The organism is Synergistales bacterium, assembly GCA_021736445.1.
In the GTDB taxonomy this organism is placed as follows: Bacteria; Synergistota; Synergistia; order Synergistales; family Aminiphilaceae; genus JAIPGA01.
Genome location: JAIPGA010000054.1, coordinates 1 through 15,980, shown reverse-complemented (window position 1 = coordinate 15,980; position 15,980 = coordinate 1). Strand labels below are relative to the sequence as shown.

Below are 15,980 nucleotides of genomic sequence, written 5' to 3'. Positions count from 1 at the left end.
GGCTTGCAGTCGATGAGCTCCGAGAGCTTCTCCACCTTCAGGATGCGCTGGTCCACCAGGTCGTTGGCGTTCTGGCCGAGGCCTTCGATCTCGGCGATGGTGGTGTTCAGCGAGGCGATCTGGTCGATGAGGTCGTTGGCCTCCTGCACCTTGAGCTTCAGGTCCTCGTTGAGGGAGGTGCGGTACTGGTCGTAGTTGGTGATCAGCTGGTCCAGGAAGGTGGTCATGTTCTTGGTGGTCTCCACCAGGTTCACCCTGGTGGAGCTGTCGTCGGGGCGTTTCTGGAGCTCCTGCAGGGCGCTCCAGTAGTTATCCATGGCGATCTTGAAGCCCTCGCCGTTGGGCTCCTGGACAAACATCTCCACCTGATCGACGGCCTCTTCCATGCGGTTCCAGTAGCCCTGGAGGGTGGTCTCCTCCTGGTACTGCTTGTCCAGGAACTCGCTGCGGATATGGGTGATGGCGTCCATCTTGACGCCGGTGCCGATCTGGCCGGGGATGGCGGGCCGGGCGAGGCCGGGTTCGGTGAAGGGTGTGGTGGACGAGGCCTCCACGCGCTGCCGGGAGTAGCCTTCCACGTCGGCGTTGGCGATGTTGTGGCCCGCCGTGTCCATGCCCTGGCGGAAGTAGCTGAGGGCACGCTTGCCCATCTCGAGTCCGAAGAAGCTGTTGATCATGGGAGGCTCTCCTCTCTTATCCGCGGAAATCCATGCCGCCGCGGAAGGCGGCGGCCCGCTCCACGCGGCGCCACTCGTCGATCATCACCTGATGGAGGGCGGCGCTCTCCTCGATGAGGTTCTTGAGGATCTGCATCTCCGACTGGAGCTTGCGCACGGCGATGGAGAGGCGGTCGGCGCGCTCCCTGAGCTCCCGGGCCGCTTCGCCCCCTTCGGTTTCGGCGATGGCCGACACGGTGGGTTCGCAGCCCCGCCGGGCGGCGAGGAGGTTGGTCTGCTTCTCCCGTTCGGCTTCGAGGGTGCGGGCCCGGAAGGAGTGTTTCTGGAGCCGCTGCTGGAGCTCCTGTAACGAAGAGAGACGCCCCGCCTTGAGCGCCTCCCGCTGCTCCACCACCACTCCCCACATCTCTTCCAGTGCGCCGGCCTGCTCCTCCAGGATGCGGCTCAGGCTGGCCGTCATCGGGGGTTTACTCCTCGCCTGCGTTGCGGAGGCCTGCCTGGAGCATGCGCCGGGCGATCAGCTCGGTGTCGGGGCGGTAGGTGCCGCTGTTGATCTGCCGCTGGAGGGCCTCCACCTTCTCGGTGCGGACCTCGGGGACCTTCCTGAGCTCCTGGGCGGCCTTGCCCAGCTCCCTGGCGAAGGAGCTGAACTCCACGCCGTCCTTCTGTCCGCTCTGGGCGGGTTTCTGCTGTTTGCCGGCGCTCTTGCGGATGTTCTGGATGCCAGGGATTCCATGGATTCTATCGATCACGTGCATCACCCCGTTTTCGTTCTCACTGCATGTATCGGAACGGCCCGGGGAGGGCTTTAGCAGGGAATGACGCTCCCGGGGCCGATCTCTACCGGTGCCGCCGGTCGCGGCGGTAGCGATCGGAGGCATGGAGGGAGCTCCTGGCGCCGCCGAAGGGGTTTCTGGGGTTGCGGTTGCGGTCGCCTCCGCTTTTGGTGTAGTCCATCTTGCGGGCGCAGTCCTCGCAGAGCCGGCCGTTTTTGATCGGCTTGCCGCAGAGGGAACAGTGGGTGCTGTCGTCGATGTTGCGCTGGATCCACCCTTCGTCCACCAGAAGCTGGACCATCCGCTCGTCCACGCCGAGTTCCTCGGCGATGCCGCGCACCGTGGGCGGTGTCCCCGGGGAATCCCGCAGGAGGTCGCGCACCTGGAAGTAGAGCTGTTCCAGTTTCTCCCGGCAGTCGGGACAGACCATGGTCCGGCTGGGGCTCACGAAGGCCTTGCCGCAGAAGTAGCACCGCCGCAGATTCATATTGGGGTTATCCATCGCTCGTTCCTCCCTCGCTCGGTGTTCCGGATCGGGTCCATGTGACCGCGGCGGCCACGTCGCGGCGCGCTCTCCACAGGGCGCCGGCGGCTGCCCGGAGGGTGGCGCGGGTGGTCGCCACGTCGTCTACTATTATACACGCCTCTGCGGTACCTGGTGTAGTATCGGCGGTCATGGCCTCCGGTGGGAGCTCCCGCCGTTCCGGGCCGGTACGGCCGACCTGGGGCGGCCGGGTATCCGTCCACCGCAGGGGATGCCGCACCGGCAGGCCCCAGGTGTCGGCGAGGCCGCGGGCGATGAGGGCTGACTGGTTGAATCGGCGTTTGCCTGTGGCGTGGAGCGGCACGGGGACGAGGCAGGCTGGGGTGCGGGGCCGGGGCAGGACCTGGGCGAGGGCGCGTCCCATGGGGCGGGCGAGGCTCCGCCTTCCGCCGTACTTGAGGCGGTGGACGAGCTCCCGGGGCAGCCCCTGGTGTTCCGCGCCGCTGTGGAGGGGGAGGCTGCGCGCGTTGCAGCTGCAGGGCCAGGGACGGCCGCAGAGGCAGCAGACCGGGGTGTCCCGCAGGAGGCCGACGAGGCAGGCCTCGCAGGCGGGGACGCCGATCCGCCTGCAGACGGGGCAGTGGTCGGGCCAGAGGATGTGGGCGAGCAGACGCGGGAGGAGGGGCAGGGCCCCGGGCCTCCCGCGCGCTGTGCCGCCCTTCATCGGCGGTGCTCCCTCAGAGGCGCTCCGCCGCGGTGGCCAGGGCCTCGGCCTTGTCGGTCTTCTCCCAGACCGGCAGGGGGTCCAGGTCCACCCGGCCGATGTGGCCGTAGGCGGCGAGGCGGCGGTACTGCGGCGCCCGCAGCTTGAGGTCCCGGATGACGGCGGCGGGCCGGAAGTCGAAGTGCTCCCGCACCAGGGCAGTGAGCTGGTGGTTGGGCAGCTTGCCGGTGCCGAAGGCCTCCACCATGATGGAGACGGGATGGGCCACGCCGATGGCGTAGGCCACCTGGATCTGGCACTTTGCGGCCAGTCCGGCGGCGACGATGTTCTTGGCGGCGTAGCGGGCCATGTAGGCGGCGGAGCGGTCGACCTTGGTGGGGTCCTTGCCGGAGAAGCAGCCGCCGCCGTGGGGCACCAGACCGCCGTAGGTGTCCACCATGATCTTCCGTCCGGTGAGGCCGGTGTCGGCCATGGGGCCGCCCATGACGAACCGTCCTGTGGGGTTCACCAGGTAGCGTGTCCTGCCGGTGAGGAGGTGTTCGGGGACGATGGGCCTGACCACCTGCTCGATGATGTCCCGCTCCAGGGTCCTGGGCTCCACATCCTGGTGGTGCTGGGTGGAGACCACGATGGTGTCGGCCCGGAGGGCGGTGCCGTTTTCGTACTCCAGGGTGACCTGGGTCTTGCCGTCGGGACGGACGTAGGGGAGGATCTCGTCCTTGCGGACCTGGGAGAGCCTTCGGGAGAGGCGGTGGGCCAGGGCGATGGGCATGGGGAGGTACTCCTCGGTCTCGTCGCAGGCGTAGCCCACCATCATGCCCTGGTCGCCGGCGCCGATGTTGTCGATCTGGTCGTCGGTCATCTGGGACTCCCGCACCTCCAGGGCCCTGTCCACGCCCTGGGCGATGTCGGAGGACTGCTCGTCGATGGCCGAGAGGACGGCGCAGGTCTCGCCGTCGAAGCCGTACTTGGCGCGGGTGTAGCCGATGTCCTTGATGACCCACCGGGCCAGCCGCGGGATGTCCACGTAGCAGGATGTGGTGATCTCGCCGGCCACGAGAACCAGGCCGGTGGTGACGGTGGTCTCGCAGGCGACGCGTCCCATGGGGTCCTCGGCGAGGATGGCGTCGAGCACTCCATCGGAGATCTGGTCGGCAAGCTTGTCCGGGTGTCCTTCGGTGACGGATTCGGATGTGATCAGAAACTGTTCTGCCATGGGCGCACCTCCTAGTGTCGGTCGCGGGAATGCCCCGGCCGCCCCGCCGGGGCATCGTCGCGACTGTACGTTCGCATGGGTACGTTATAGCCGCAGCGGCCGCCGGTGTCAATACGGCATTGCCGTACAGCAAATACCAATCAGGAGTCAGGTTCGTCGGTCTCCCACAGCAGCCCGAAATAGAGGGCGTAGAGGATGTTCACGAAATGATAGGTGCCGGAGCGCCGGCCGCCGCTGTGGACCAGGACGCCGAGTTCCACCATCTTGCGCAGGAAGTTGTCCAGCACGCCGGTCTCCTGTGCGGAGAGGCGCTCCTTGAAGGGAGCACGGCGGATCTCGCCGAAGGCGCCCTCCTCCTGCCAGTAGCCGCCGAGCTTGCCCAGAATCCCCCGGTAGCGCCTGCTGCTGATGGCCTCCAGTACGCCTGGAGCGATGTACTTGTCGCCGATGATCCTGGTGGCGGAGAGCACGCCGTTCATGGCGTCCTGCCGGGAGATATGCTCGTCGTCGTCCTCGTTGAAAACGGCGTCGCCGATCTCGTGGAGGAAAACGGGATATCCCTGGGAGAAGCGCTCCATGCACGCAAGGGCCTCGTCGTCCAGCGTGACGCCGGCGGAGGCGAAGGCACGGCGGTAGAAACGGCGCACGTCTTCGGCGGCGAGGGTGCCCACGCGGAGGATGTCGAACATCCGGTCCAGCGACGGCTGATGGCGGACCATGCTCAGGCGGCGTTCGGCGATCCCCACCAGCAGAAAGGTGACGGCCACCCGCTCCTCCGCCGGGGCCTGGGCCAGGCCGTCTACGGTGCTCTTGAACCAGTTGGCGAACTCCCAGGAGTCGGCGATGCCGTTGATGTCGTCCAGCACAAAGAGCAGCCCCCCGGGGCTGTAGGGCTCCAGCCGTTCCATGAGACCGCGCAGCGCACCGGGGAAGTCGTTGACGGCGGCGTCCAGATCCTGCCCGGTGGCCTTGAAGTTGACGGTGACGCCGAAGATGTCGGCCTTCTCGATATGCTGCCGGAAGAGCCTGCGGATGGGTGTGAACCACCGGTTCCCGCTGGGGATCCGGACCAGGCCGTTGAAAAGCCGCTGGACCAGCCCCCGGAGGGTCCGCACGCCGCCCAGGGAGACGCGCACCACCAGGATGTCGTTGTCCTTCTCCACCGCCGTGGCGGCGAAGGTGCAGAGGGAGCTCTTGCCCATTCCGCGCGGGCCTTCCACGAAGATGCGCTCCACGCTCCCTGCGGCCAGGGCGCGCTGGGCGGTACGGGCGATCCGGCGGGTCTCCTCCTGCCGTCCGACGAAATGCTCCGGCGGAACGGGGATGCCCGGCGTGAAGGGGGAGTATTCCTTGACGATCGGCCTCACCTCTTTCGCTGGATCAGGAGTACTCGATGGGTCGGCGGAGGAGCATCATGGCGCCTTCGGTGCTCTCGAAGCCCTGCCGGGCGAGGAAGGGCGAGAGGTCGCCGGTGTAGGTGATGATCAGGGGGATGTCGCGGACCGCGGGATGCTCCAGGGCATAGTCGATCAGCGCCGTGCCCAGGCCTTTGCCCTGGTGGTCGGGGTGGACCAGGATGTCCCAGAGGGAGGCGCGGAAGACGAAGTCGGTGATGAGGCGGCAGAAGGCGACCACCGTCCGCCGGTGGTGGACGGAGAAGCAGAGGCTGCTGTTGTCGAGCATGGTGCGGATCGCGTCGGGCGAACGGCTGCGCCCCCAGTGGGTGAAGCGGTAGAGCCGCTGGATGTCCTCGGGCCTGACGGCGTACTTGCTGTCGTAGAAGTTGTAGTCGCTGGTGGGCACGGCCTACCCCGTGTTGCCGACGGAGATGTACTCCCCATCCTTGCTCACCGACATGCCGCCGCAGATCTTGCGCAGATCGCCGCCCCGGGCGTCGGTGCTGACCTGCAGCTGCATGACCTGCCCCGTGCCGCAGCGCGGGCATATCCAGGTGGTGCGTGCGATGCCGTCGGTGTCGGGCTCGCCGGCCAGCACCTTGACCTCGCCGCAGACCTGACAGGAAGCGATGATCATCTGTATTTGCCTCCTTTTTGTGATTGGAATGAAGTGGAACCGGTTGCGCACCGGCTCCGGACTGTATTATACACCTTTGTCGGTCTCCCGGGGGATCCCGTCGATCTCGATGCTGATGCGCACCGGCCCCTCGGTGTAGATATCGTCGGTGGTGACCACCCGGACGTGGACGGGGGTACCGGCGTCGGCGATGCGGTCCACGGCGTCGAAGAACTCCACGGCGCCCAGGTTGCCCACGGTGCCGCGCAGGGGGTCGCGCAGGATGCCGTCGTCGGTGGCCTTCTTGTTGACGCGGCGCAGCAGCATGTGGAGCCGCCGTTCGGCCTCGGGCTGGGCGAGACCGCCGGGCATCCGCTCCTCGGCGAGGACGACGCCGTCGGGGTAGATGCGTTTGCTTTCGAAGGCGGCCAGACCGCAGACCACCTCCTCTTTGTAGACGGCGTTGCCGGCGGCCACAAAGCGCAGGACCATCCGCTGCTCCCCGGCTTTGTCCAGGGCCTGCTCCAGGGCCTCCTCCGTGCCGGGGACGGGCTGGATCTCCGTCTCCTCGGGGGCCGCCTGTATCCGTTGGGCCACGGCGTAGGAGGCGCGCTGGGTGAGGGCCTGCATGAGCGCATCGGGGGCGTAGCTCTCCTGGGGGGTCACCACGATCTGGGCGAGCACCTCGCCGGCCATGGCGACGATCCGTCCCTCCCGGACCTGCTCCAGGCCGCGCTGCAGGGCGGTGATGGATTCCTGCAGGGATTCGCGCACCTTGGCCAGGCGGTCCAGCTCCTCCTCCAGGACGGAGCGCCGCGCTTCGGCGAGCCGGGCCTGGCTGCGGACCTCCTGGTTCTGGGCCCGGAGTTCCTCCAGCTCCTGCTCCTTCGCGGCCAGCCGCTCTTCCACCTGCCGGAGCTCGGTGCGCTTGGCGGCGAGCTCTTCGAGGCTCTCGTTGAGGCGGCCTTCCATCTCGCTCAGTCGCTCCCGGCTCTCGTCGAGCTGGTAGCTGAGCTGGTCGATCTGCCGCTGCACCATGCGCAGCTTGAAGAGCGCCGTGCGTACGGTCTCCGATGTGGAGGCCAGCACGGAGAGGGTGACCAGGGTGATGAGCACGCCGGTGACAACGGTGACGAAGGATGTGGTGTGCTTGGGGCGCATGCCGAAGAGCGAGATCCGCCTGCGGCCGATGCGCATGCCCAGAAAGTCGCCCACATAGGCGACGGCGGCGCTGATCAGAATCAGGATGAAGATGAGTGTCCAGTTGACCTCTGCGAGTACGGACATGGCTTCCCTCCCGCCGTTACCTTACCACATTCCCGCGTTTTCGGCGGGCCTTCCGGCCCGGTGGATACGAAAAAACCGGAAGCGTCCGAAGACGCCTCCGGCTGGTCTGTCTGTTTTGCCTGCGAGGGATGTTAGAATTCGCTCTTCAGGACGTCCCGGGCGACCTCCATGCCCTTGTCGATGTCTTTCAGCGGCACGTTGAGGGCGGGGCGGAAACGCATGGTGACGCTGCCGCAGGGGAGGATGAGCATCTTGCGGGCGTGGCAGGCCTTGAGGAACCTGTCGCGCAGCTCGGTGTTGGGGAAGTCGAAGGCGCACATGAGGCCCTTGCCCCGGACGTTGGAGATGAGGTTGGGGAATTCCTTCTTGAGTTCGTGGAGGCCCTTGAGGAGGTGCGGACCGGCTTCGTTCCCCACGTAGTCCAGGATGTTCTCGTCGCGCATGACCTCCAGGTAGCGGGTGCCGCGGACCATGTCCACGAGGTTGCCGCCCCAGGTGGAGTTGATGCGGCTGGGGGTGACGAAGCAGTTCTCGTCGACGCACTCCACGCGGGGGCCGGCGACGCAGCCACAGATCTGGGCCTTCTTGCCGAAGGCGAAGACGTCGGGCTGGATGTCGTGGTGCTCGAAGGCCCACATCTTGCCGGTGATGCCCATGCCGCACTGGACCTCGTCGAGGATGAGAAGGACATCGAACTCGTCGCAGATCTTGCGGAGTTCCTTGAAGAACTCGGTGCGGAACTGGTTGTCGCCGCCTTCGCCCTGGATGGTCTCGATGACCAGGGCGCAGATGTCGTCGGGGTCCATCTCGATGGCGTCGCGGATCTGCTTGAGGGAGACATGCTCCAGCCATTTGATGTTATCCAGGTTGTCCTCCATGGGCCAGGTGATCTTGGGGTTGATGACCCTGGGCCAGTCGGGGAACTTGGCGAAGTACTGGGTCTTGTTGGGGTCGTGGGTGTTGGTGACGGTGAGGGTATAGCCGGAACGGCCGTGGAAGGCCTCGTTGAAGTGGATGATCTTGGTGCCCCTGGTTCCCGCTCTGGCTTCGCCCTTGGTGACCTTGCCCTGGGAAAGCAGCTTGCGGACCTTCCAGTCCATGGCGATCTTGTAGGTGTTCTCCACGGCCAGGGTGCCGTAGTCGATCAGGAAGAGGTGCTCCATCCCCTTGGGCATGGCGACCTCGCTGAAGGTCTTGACGAACTCGGCCATCTCCTGGGTGTAGACGTCGGAGTTGGCCACCTTGTTGATAGCCGCCCGGAAGATCTTCTCCTTGAACTCGTCGTTGGCGAGCTTCTCGTGGTTCATGCCGAAGGGAGAGGACGCGAAGAAGGTGTAGAAGTCCAGCCATTCGTCACCGTTGATCTTGTTGACGATGTGGCTGCCCTTCGACTTCTCCATGTCGATGACAATATCGAAGCCGTCCCTGAGCATATTGTGCTCGATTGTGGAGAACACCTCGTCCGGGGCTACGCTGAAGCTGAAATCCGCCATAATAGATCCTGCCTCCTTCTACAGTTTCGGCACCTGTCGTGCCGTTGGTCACTATACCGTAAGGCAAACATGGTTCACATTGTAGGGGATACCGGGTGGATCCTGCAAGTACCAATAGCCAAACTTTACCGTACAATTCCGCGATTGGCAACAGGAAATGAAAGAAATCTTCTGTTTCGGCTAGAGGTCGGAAAAAGGCGCCCTTCGGAGGGCCGCCCGGATGGCCGCCGCGCTGTGGAAGGCGCCGTCGTTCATGCCGGGGCAGTCGGCGGCGTGGTGTGCCCAGGTTTCGGGGCTTTCGAGCACCGAGGGCCAGAAGGGAAAGAGGGCGCACTGCAGCGGCCGCACGGGATAGACGGCACAGCCGGCGCGGTGAGGGTCGTAGAAGATGCAGTCGCCGTTGCGGCGCTCCCGGAGGCTGGGGCGCCCCAGGGCGGTGCGCATGTAGCGCCTGGCGAAGGCGCGGGGGGCGATCCCCAGGAAGTCGGCGATCCGCCGCTCCTCCTCCGGGGTCAGCCAGACGGCGCCGGGGGCGCCCCGGCAGCAGCGGCCGCAGCCGATACAGCCGAAAAATAAACCCCGGTGCCACCAGAGTTGATTTTCCGGCGACACCGGGCTGTCTGCAGGGCTGCCCGTCACGAGCCGTCCCCCTCTGTTTCGGGGATGCCCTTCTGCAGCTGGTCGTAGAGGACCTTCCAGAGGCCCACGCCGCCCTTCCGGCTCAGGGAGTGGGCGGCCATCTCCATGGAGGTCTCCTCCAGCGGGGCGAAGGGGCCGCGCTCCTCCTCGCCGCCGAGGCTCTCGGCCTGCTGGTACATGTCCTTCCAGAGCATGGCCAGGAGGATCCCTTCGAACTCCTGGCAGGCTTTCTTCAGCGCCCGGCTGTCCTCTGTACCCCCCTGGCTCAGTCGGGATGAGGAGACCAGGAATTCCGGCGGGAGGGAGCCGCCGCCCTGAACGCCGGCCATCACATGATCTCCAGTGTGCCGTGCAGCGCCCCGGCCTGCTTGATGGCCTGCAGGATGGAGATGATGTCCCGGGGGGTGGCGCCGACGCTGTTGAGGGCGTCCACCAGGTCCTTGACACTGCTGGAGGCGGGCAGCGCCAGCAGCTGGGCCTGCTCTTCCTCGGCCTGGACGTCCGTCCTCGGCACGGTTTCGGTCTGCCCCTGGCCGAAGGGCTGGGGCTGGGAGACCTCGGGCTCCTCCTCCACCCGGACGGTGAGGTTGCCGTGGGCCACGGCGACCTCGCTGATCCGCACGTCGCCGCCCATGACGACGGTGCCGGTGCGTTCGTTGACCACCACCCTGGCGGCCACGTCGGGGGTGATGCGGAGGCGTTCCAGATCGGCCACAAAGGAGGTGGGGCTTCCGGTGTAGTCGGCCGGCATGGCCACCCGCACCCTGCTGGCGTCTTCGGGGTAGGCCACGTCGCCGAAGCGGTTGTTGATGGCCTGTGCGAGCCGCTGGGCGGTGGTGAAGTCGGGCTGCCGCAGCAGGAGGGCCATCTGGCCGTTGCGGTGGAAGGAGCTGGGCACGTCCCGCTCCACGATGGCCCCGCCGGGGACGCGCCCGACGGTGGTGATGTTCTGGGTCACCGTGGCGGCCTGGCCGCCGGCGGAGAAGCCGCCGATGGAGATGGCCCCCTGGGCGACGGCGTAGATATTGCCGTTGGCCGCCTTCAGCGGGGTCTGCAGCAGCACGCCGCCTTCGAGGCTCTCGGCGTCGCCCATGGCGCTGACCTGCACGTCGATGTTCTGTCCCTGCCGGACGAAGGGCCCCAGCTTGGCGGTCACCATGACCACTGCGGCGTTCCCGCTCTCGATGGCGTCCTGCGGGACGCCGACGCCGAAGCGTTCGGCCATGTTGCGCAGCATCTGCGGCGCCATGTCGCCGCCGTCGCCGGTGCCCTGGAGCCCGACGACGAGCCCCATGCCGGAGAGCTGGTTGGAGCGCACGCCCTGGACGTCGGCCACGTCCTTGACGCGCACCTCGGGATGGTCGGCGGCGCCGGCCTGGAGGCCGAAGGCAAGCAGCAGCGCACAGACCGCAAGGATCCACCGCAGTGAGGGGTTCCGGTGCGCCATCAGAAGAGCACCCCCAGGATCTGCGAGATCAGGCCGGGTTTCTGGGCGTTGCTGATGGAGCCCCTGCCGTCCACGCTGAGCTCGGCGTTGGCCACCCGGATGCTCTGCACCTGGTTGTCGGTGTTGATGTCCCGGGGCCGCACCACGCCCCGGAAGCGGAGCTTCAGGGTCTCCTCGTGGGTCTGCAGGTCTCGGATCCCCTCGATCACCAGGTTGCCGTTGGGCAGCACCTCGGTGACCAGGCAGGAGATGGTGGTCTCGATGCTGTGGGTCCGCTCGGTGGTCCCTTCGTTCTGGGTGGTGATGCCGGCGGCGACGCCGAGCTCCTTGATGAAGTCCAGGATGCCGGTGCCGTCGCTGACCTGCGTGTTGTGCTGCTTGTCCAGCTCGGTGACGGCCTCGTCCTCGGTGGAGGTCTCCTCCTCAACCACCACGGTGACGATGTCGCCCACCTGATCGGGTTTGGGGTCGCTGTAGAGGCTGGACCCGTCCTCCCAGAGCGACTGGGCGCCTGCCGGCACGGCGCAGAGCAGCAGAAAGAGCGCCAGCGCTACCGTCTTTCGCAACATGGGATCACTCCCTTTCTTCCACCAACACCACGCCCGGGGCGACCACCGTGCCGTCCAGAACCTCCCGGCTGGCGAGGTTTTTGACGCGCACGCGCTCCCCCAGGGTCGCGGTCTGCAGGGATTCCCCCCGCGCTTCGACGACCAGGGAGCCGAAGCGGGCGCGGATACGCACCGCCTCGCCCCGCCGGACGGCGGGGACGGGCTCGATGTGGCCGTCATAGATCACGTCGCCTTTCTCGATATAGGTGGCGGCTCTGGAGCCCACCACCTCCTGCATCCCGGCGGGACGGTCCAGGCCGCTGCGCAGCACGAAGCGCAGCGCCACGTCTCCACCTGTGATGATATCCCCTCTGTCGAGCCGCCGCAAGGCTACCGGCGCAGGCTGGGTCCATCGGATGGTGACGGGAACGACCTGCTGGTAGCCGTCGTGGTCGTACCGGAGGACTGTTGCGGTCGTGCCGGGGGTGATGCTCCTGGGGCCGGTGAGTCGGCCCTGGGGCTCCGGGGCGTCGGTGTGGACATCGAGCCCCCAGGCCCAGCGGGAGAGGGCCCGGACATCCCGGGCGACCCGCGGTTCGGGCCGCACTGTCACCTGTTCGGGCATGGCCAGCGAGACGGTGTATCCGCCGAGCCCCCGCCGCACCAGGGCGTCGATCACGGCGTTGCGGGTGATGGCGCCGTCCGTCGGGGTGACCCGGGCGAGGGAGGCCCGGTGGACCGCCTCGGCGCGGCCGGAGAGCCGGGCGATCTCGCCGAGATAGAGCGCTCCCTCCCTGGCGGTGAAGCGCCTGGGGAGGGAGACGGTGAGCTCCGGGGCGGCCGCGGCGGAAGCGGCGGGAGAGAGGATGAAGGCGATGAGGACGATGCGGCAGAGGAGGCGGGAACCCACGCCTCTGCGGCGCATGGTACCGCTACCTCCTCAGGTTGTTGGCCATCTGGAGCAGATCGTCGGCGGTCTGGATGGTCTTGGAGTTGGCCTCGTAGGCGCGCTGGGCGACGATCATGTTGACCATCTCCTCCACCACCTCCACGTTGGACATCTCCAGAACGCCCTGGAGCGTGGTGCCCAGCCCCTCCTGTCCGGGCTCGGCCACCAGGGGCTCGCCGCTGGCGGGGGTCTCCATGAACAGGTTCTTGCCCATGGCCTTGAGCCCGCCGGGGTTGACGAAACGGGCCAGCTCGAGCTGGCCGATGTTCTGGGGCTCCGGATCACCGGGCAGCAGAACGCTGACGTCGCCGGTGGCGCTGATGGTGATCTCCTCGGCCTCCTCGGGGACGGTGATCCCCGGCTGGAGGAGGTAGCCGTTGGAGGTGACGATCTGGCCCTCGCCGTCGATGCTCCAGGAGCCGTCCCTGGTGTAGGCGATGTCCCCGTCGGGCAGCTGGACCTGGAAGAAGCCGTCGCCTTCGATGGAGACGTCCAGCTGGTTGCCGGTGACCTTCTGGTTGCCGGGGCTCATGAGGCGGTTGGTGCCCACTACTCTGGTGCCCAGGCCGACCTGGATGCCTGTGGGCACCATGGAGGAGGGCTCCACGGGGGCGCCGGGTTCGCGGTCGATCTGGTAGAGGAGGTCCTCGAAATCGGCACGGGTCTTCTTGTAGCCTGTGGTGTTGACGTTGGCCAGGTTGTTGGAGATCACGTCGAGGTTGGTCTGCTGGGCGATCATGCCGGTGGCGCCTGACCACAGCGATCGGATCATCTGTTCTCCCTCCCTGCTAGGCGCCGTAGCTCGTGATGAGCTTCTCGGCGCTCTGGTCCTGGATGGTGACGGTCTTGGCGGCGGCCTCGTAGGCCCGGTTGGCCTCGATCATGCCGACCATCTCCTGCACGACGTTCACATTGGACTCCTCCACCGCTCCGCCGACGAGGTTCACCTGGCCCAGGGGCTGGGGTGCGCCGGAGGCGTCGGTCTCGGTGAGCAGCGAGTCGCCCACCTGGCGGAGGTAGGTGGGCTGCTCGAAGCGCACCACCCGCAGCTGATCGATCGCCTGGCCGTCGGCGATCACCTGGCCGCCGTCGTTGATGGAGACATCCACGGCGCTGCCTGTCTCGATGCGGCCGCCCTGTCCCTGGAGGAACCGGCCGTCGTGGGTGACGAGCCGCCCCACACCGTCACGGGTGAACTGCCCCGAACGGGTGTAGAAGGTGTTGCCGGCGCCGTCGCTGACCTCGAAGTAGCCCTCGCCGTTGATGGCGGCGTCCAGCGGGTTGTGGGTGACGTGCAGCGGGCCCGCTCCGGTGGTCATCACCGTCTCGGAGAGTACGTTGGCGAAGGAGGCGGTGCCGATGGGGTCGGTCATCCGCATCCGCTCCGGTTTGGGCGGGTAGCTGTCGGAGGGCGGATTCTCGATGCGCTCCATCAGCAGCTCGGGGAAGGACTTGTTCACCGGTATCCGCCGCCGGAATCCGGCGGTATCGACGTTGGCCAGGTTGTTGGCCGTCACATCCGCCCTGGATTGCTGCACGAGCATGGCGGACGCGCCGGCGTAGAGTCCTCGGAACACGGGGATTCCTCCTTATTGGCTGTGGATCTTCCTGCGGACACGCTTGCTCAGCGCCGAGAGGACCGTGCCGGAGTCCCGGAGCTTGTTGAGCTCGTCCAGCGCCTTGCCTGTGCCCCGGACCACGCTGTCCAGCGGGTCCTCGGCCACGTAGCAGGTGATCTCGGTCTGCTCGGACACCAGCTCGGGAAGGCCGCGCAGGAGCGCACCCCCGCCGGTCAGCACGATCCCTCTATCGATAATATCGGCAGAGAGCTCGGGAGGCGTTAACTCCAGGACGTTGCGGATTCCCTCCACGATGGTCTGGACGTTGTCCTGGATCGCCTCGGCCACGTCGCGGCTGGAGATCTCCACCTCCCGGGGGAGGCCCAGGACGAGATCGCGGCCTTTCATCTTGACCCTGGTCTCCTCGTGGTCCATGGCGCAGGTGCCGATGCCGATCTTCAGATCCTCCGCCGTCTGGTCGCCGATGGCGAGGTTGAACTTCTTGCGGACATAGCGGGTGATGGATTCGTGGAGCTTGTCGCCGCCCACCCGGAGCGACCGGGAGAGGACGATCCCGCCCAGGGAGATGACGGCCACGTCGGTGGTGCCGCCGCCGACGTCCACCACCATGTTGCCGTTGGGTTCGCCTACCTCCAGCCCCGCTCCGATGGCGGCGGCCATGGGCTCCTCGATGAGGTAGGCCTCCCTGGAGCCCACCTCTACGGCGGCCTCCAGGACGGCTCTCCGTTCGACATCGGTGGCGCCCGAGGGGACGCAGATCATCACCCGGTTGCGGAAGAACTTGACCATCCCGGAGGTGACCTTCTTGATGAAATGCCGGAGCATGGTTTCGGTCATGGTGTAGTTGGCGATCACGCCGTCCTGAAGGGGACGGACCGCCGTGACGTGCCCGGGCGTCCGCCCGAGCATCCGTTTGGCGTCCTCGCCGACGGCGAGGATGCGTTCGCTGTTCTGGTCGATGGCGACCACCGACGGTTCCCGGAGCACCACACCTCTGCCCCGGACGTAGATCAGCACAGAGGCGGTTCCCAGATCTATTCCAATATCTCTACCAAACACGCACGGCAACCCCCTTTTTGACTTCGCCGGTTTCCGTCTATCGCTGCGGGAGGCCTGGTCCGCCGGCGAAGGGCGCTCTTCCGCCGAACCAGGCCTCCCGGAAGGCGTTCTGCTCCGCTTCGTTCCTATCATACCAGGTAGGCACCCCGGCGGGCGATCGGACAGTCGGCGGATCCCCCTGCTATGATACTCCTCATTGCCCTCTTTCCGGCCGGAATGGGTCCGGCGCATAGCCCACATTCCAGAAGACCAGTCCATGGGCCCCCGCCGTGGGGCCTGCCTGTTCCCGCTGTGCACCCTCCAGGAGGTCGCGGAACCACCGGAGCGACCGCCTGCCCCGCCCCACCTCCAGATAGCTGCCCGCGAGGATGCGCACCATGTTGGTGAGAAAGGCGGTCCCGCGGAAACGCAGGCGGACCAGCGGACCCCGCCGCCGCATCCGTACCCGGTAGAGGGTCCGGACGCTGTTTTCGGGGCGCTCGGACCGGCGGCAGAAGGCGCCGAAATCGTGGGTCCCCTCGGTGAGGGCGCAGGCGGCCTGCACCTGGTTCCAGTCGACGGGACGCGGTTCGCGACACACATAGGGGCGGAGCTGCGGGTAGAGGGCATGCCCCGTCCAGATGGTGTAGAGGTACTCCCGCCAGGTGGCGTCCCGCCTGGCGTCGAATCCCGGAGGGGCGCGACGGAGGTCCATGACGGCCACCGTATCGGGGAGATTGGCGTCCAGGGCTTTCCGCAGCGTGGCATTGTCCCGTTCCCTGGTTGTGGAAAAGGAGATGACCTGGCTGCGGGCGTGCACCCCGGCGTCGGTACGGCCCGCCGCGGTGACGGCAACAGGCTCGCCGCAGAGAAGCGCCAGGGCCTTCTCCACGGCGGCCTGTACGGTGGGGGCGTTGGGCTGCCGCTGCCAGCCGCTGAAGGCGCCCCCCTCGTAGGCGATCCTGGCTGCGTAGGTCAGAAGGGCCACAGCCGGTCCCCTGCGGTCAGACCGGTGGCGACGACGACCACCGCCAGGAGCGCCAGGCTGTCCCGCCGCTGCCACCGGAGCGGTCTGAGGCGTGTCCGGCCGGTTCCGCCGCGGTAGCAGC

Annotated in this window: 20 protein-coding genes; all 20 read right to left on the bottom strand. The window is 67.0% G+C overall.

Annotated features, from left to right (window positions below):
* Nucleotides 1–677 (bottom strand): flagellar hook-associated protein FlgK (gene flgK / locus K9L28_08450; protein ID MCF7936356.1); only part of this gene is annotated, 677 nt, incomplete at its 3' end.
* A gap of 16 nt (nt 678–693) precedes the next feature.
* Nucleotides 694–1,137: a flagellar protein FlgN gene (locus tag K9L28_08445; GenBank protein MCF7936355.1), complete on the bottom strand. Its 444-nt coding sequence runs from the start codon at nt 1,135–1,137 to the stop codon at nt 694–696.
* A gap of 7 nt (nt 1,138–1,144) precedes the next feature.
* Nucleotides 1,145–1,429, bottom strand: coding sequence for a flagellar biosynthesis anti-sigma factor FlgM (gene flgM, locus K9L28_08440; GenBank protein ID MCF7936354.1), 285 nt, complete (start codon nt 1,427–1,429; stop codon nt 1,145–1,147).
* Between the two features lie 88 nt (nt 1,430–1,517).
* The gene (locus tag K9L28_08435; protein ID MCF7936353.1) at nt 1,518–1,955 is read right to left on the bottom strand and encodes a GntR family transcriptional regulator; all 438 of its coding nucleotides are present in this window, start codon (nt 1,953–1,955) and stop codon (nt 1,518–1,520) included.
* Nucleotides 1,948–2,661 carry a ComF family protein gene (locus tag K9L28_08430; GenBank protein MCF7936352.1) on the bottom strand — a complete coding sequence of 238 codons (714 nt, stop codon included), beginning with the start codon at nt 2,659–2,661 and terminating at the stop codon, nt 1,948–1,950. Before K9L28_08430 ends, K9L28_08435 begins: the two co-directional genes overlap by 8 nt.
* A 13-nt stretch (nt 2,662–2,674) precedes the next feature.
* Nucleotides 2,675–3,877, bottom strand: coding sequence for a methionine adenosyltransferase (metK, locus tag K9L28_08425; protein MCF7936351.1), 1,203 nt, complete (start codon nt 3,875–3,877; stop codon nt 2,675–2,677).
* A gap of 140 nt (nt 3,878–4,017) precedes the next feature.
* On the bottom strand, nt 4,018–5,244 hold the full coding sequence (locus K9L28_08420) for an ATP-binding protein (protein MCF7936350.1): 1,227 nt from the start codon (nt 5,242–5,244) through the stop codon (nt 4,018–4,020).
* 13 nt (nt 5,245–5,257) lie between these two features.
* Entirely contained in the window at nt 5,258–5,680 is a 423-nt protein-coding gene (locus K9L28_08415; protein ID MCF7936349.1) for a GNAT family N-acetyltransferase, read from the bottom strand.
* Between the two features lie 3 nt (nt 5,681–5,683).
* On the bottom strand, nt 5,684–5,911 hold the full coding sequence (locus K9L28_08410; GenBank protein MCF7936348.1) for an alcohol dehydrogenase: 228 nt from the start codon (nt 5,909–5,911) through the stop codon (nt 5,684–5,686).
* A gap of 66 nt (nt 5,912–5,977) precedes the next feature.
* Nucleotides 5,978–7,177 (bottom strand): DUF3084 domain-containing protein, encoded by a 1,200-nt coding sequence (locus tag K9L28_08405; protein ID MCF7936347.1) that lies wholly within the window; start codon nt 7,175–7,177, stop codon nt 5,978–5,980.
* A gap of 131 nt (nt 7,178–7,308) precedes the next feature.
* Nucleotides 7,309–8,670: an L-lysine 6-transaminase gene (gene lat / locus K9L28_08400; GenBank protein ID MCF7936346.1), complete on the bottom strand. Its 1,362-nt coding sequence runs from the start codon at nt 8,668–8,670 to the stop codon at nt 7,309–7,311.
* Between the two features lie 180 nt (nt 8,671–8,850).
* The gene (locus tag K9L28_08395; protein MCF7936345.1) at nt 8,851–9,282 is read right to left on the bottom strand and encodes a YkgJ family cysteine cluster protein; all 432 of its coding nucleotides are present in this window, start codon (nt 9,280–9,282) and stop codon (nt 8,851–8,853) included.
* Nucleotides 9,283–9,305: 23 nt separating this feature from the next.
* Complete coding sequence (locus K9L28_08390; GenBank protein ID MCF7936344.1) at nt 9,306–9,638, bottom strand: hypothetical protein; 333 nt, start codon at nt 9,636–9,638, stop codon at nt 9,306–9,308.
* On the bottom strand, nt 9,638–10,756 hold the full coding sequence (locus K9L28_08385) for a flagellar basal body P-ring protein FlgI (GenBank protein MCF7936343.1): 1,119 nt from the start codon (nt 10,754–10,756) through the stop codon (nt 9,638–9,640). Before K9L28_08385 ends, K9L28_08390 begins: the two co-directional genes overlap by 1 nt.
* Complete coding sequence (locus K9L28_08380) at nt 10,756–11,325, bottom strand: flagellar basal body L-ring protein FlgH (protein MCF7936342.1); 570 nt, start codon at nt 11,323–11,325, stop codon at nt 10,756–10,758. The genes K9L28_08385 and K9L28_08380 overlap by 1 nt, the downstream gene beginning before the upstream one ends.
* Before the next feature lie 4 nt (nt 11,326–11,329).
* On the bottom strand, nt 11,330–12,229 hold the full coding sequence (flgA, locus tag K9L28_08375; protein ID MCF7936341.1) for a flagellar basal body P-ring formation chaperone FlgA: 900 nt from the start codon (nt 12,227–12,229) through the stop codon (nt 11,330–11,332).
* Nucleotides 12,230–12,236: 7 nt separating this feature from the next.
* Nucleotides 12,237–13,025 (bottom strand): flagellar basal-body rod protein FlgG, encoded by a 789-nt coding sequence (gene flgG, locus K9L28_08370; GenBank protein MCF7936340.1) that lies wholly within the window; start codon nt 13,023–13,025, stop codon nt 12,237–12,239.
* Between the two features lie 16 nt (nt 13,026–13,041).
* Nucleotides 13,042–13,830: a flagellar hook-basal body protein gene (locus tag K9L28_08365; GenBank protein MCF7936339.1), complete on the bottom strand. Its 789-nt coding sequence runs from the start codon at nt 13,828–13,830 to the stop codon at nt 13,042–13,044.
* Between the two features lie 12 nt (nt 13,831–13,842).
* Entirely contained in the window at nt 13,843–15,024 is a 1,182-nt protein-coding gene (locus K9L28_08360; GenBank protein MCF7936338.1) for a rod shape-determining protein, read from the bottom strand.
* Nucleotides 15,025–15,085: 61 nt separating this feature from the next.
* Nucleotides 15,086–15,850, bottom strand: coding sequence for a tRNA pseudouridine(38-40) synthase TruA (gene truA / locus K9L28_08355; protein MCF7936337.1), 765 nt, complete (start codon nt 15,848–15,850; stop codon nt 15,086–15,088).
* Nucleotides 15,851–15,980: the final 130 nt, after the last annotated feature.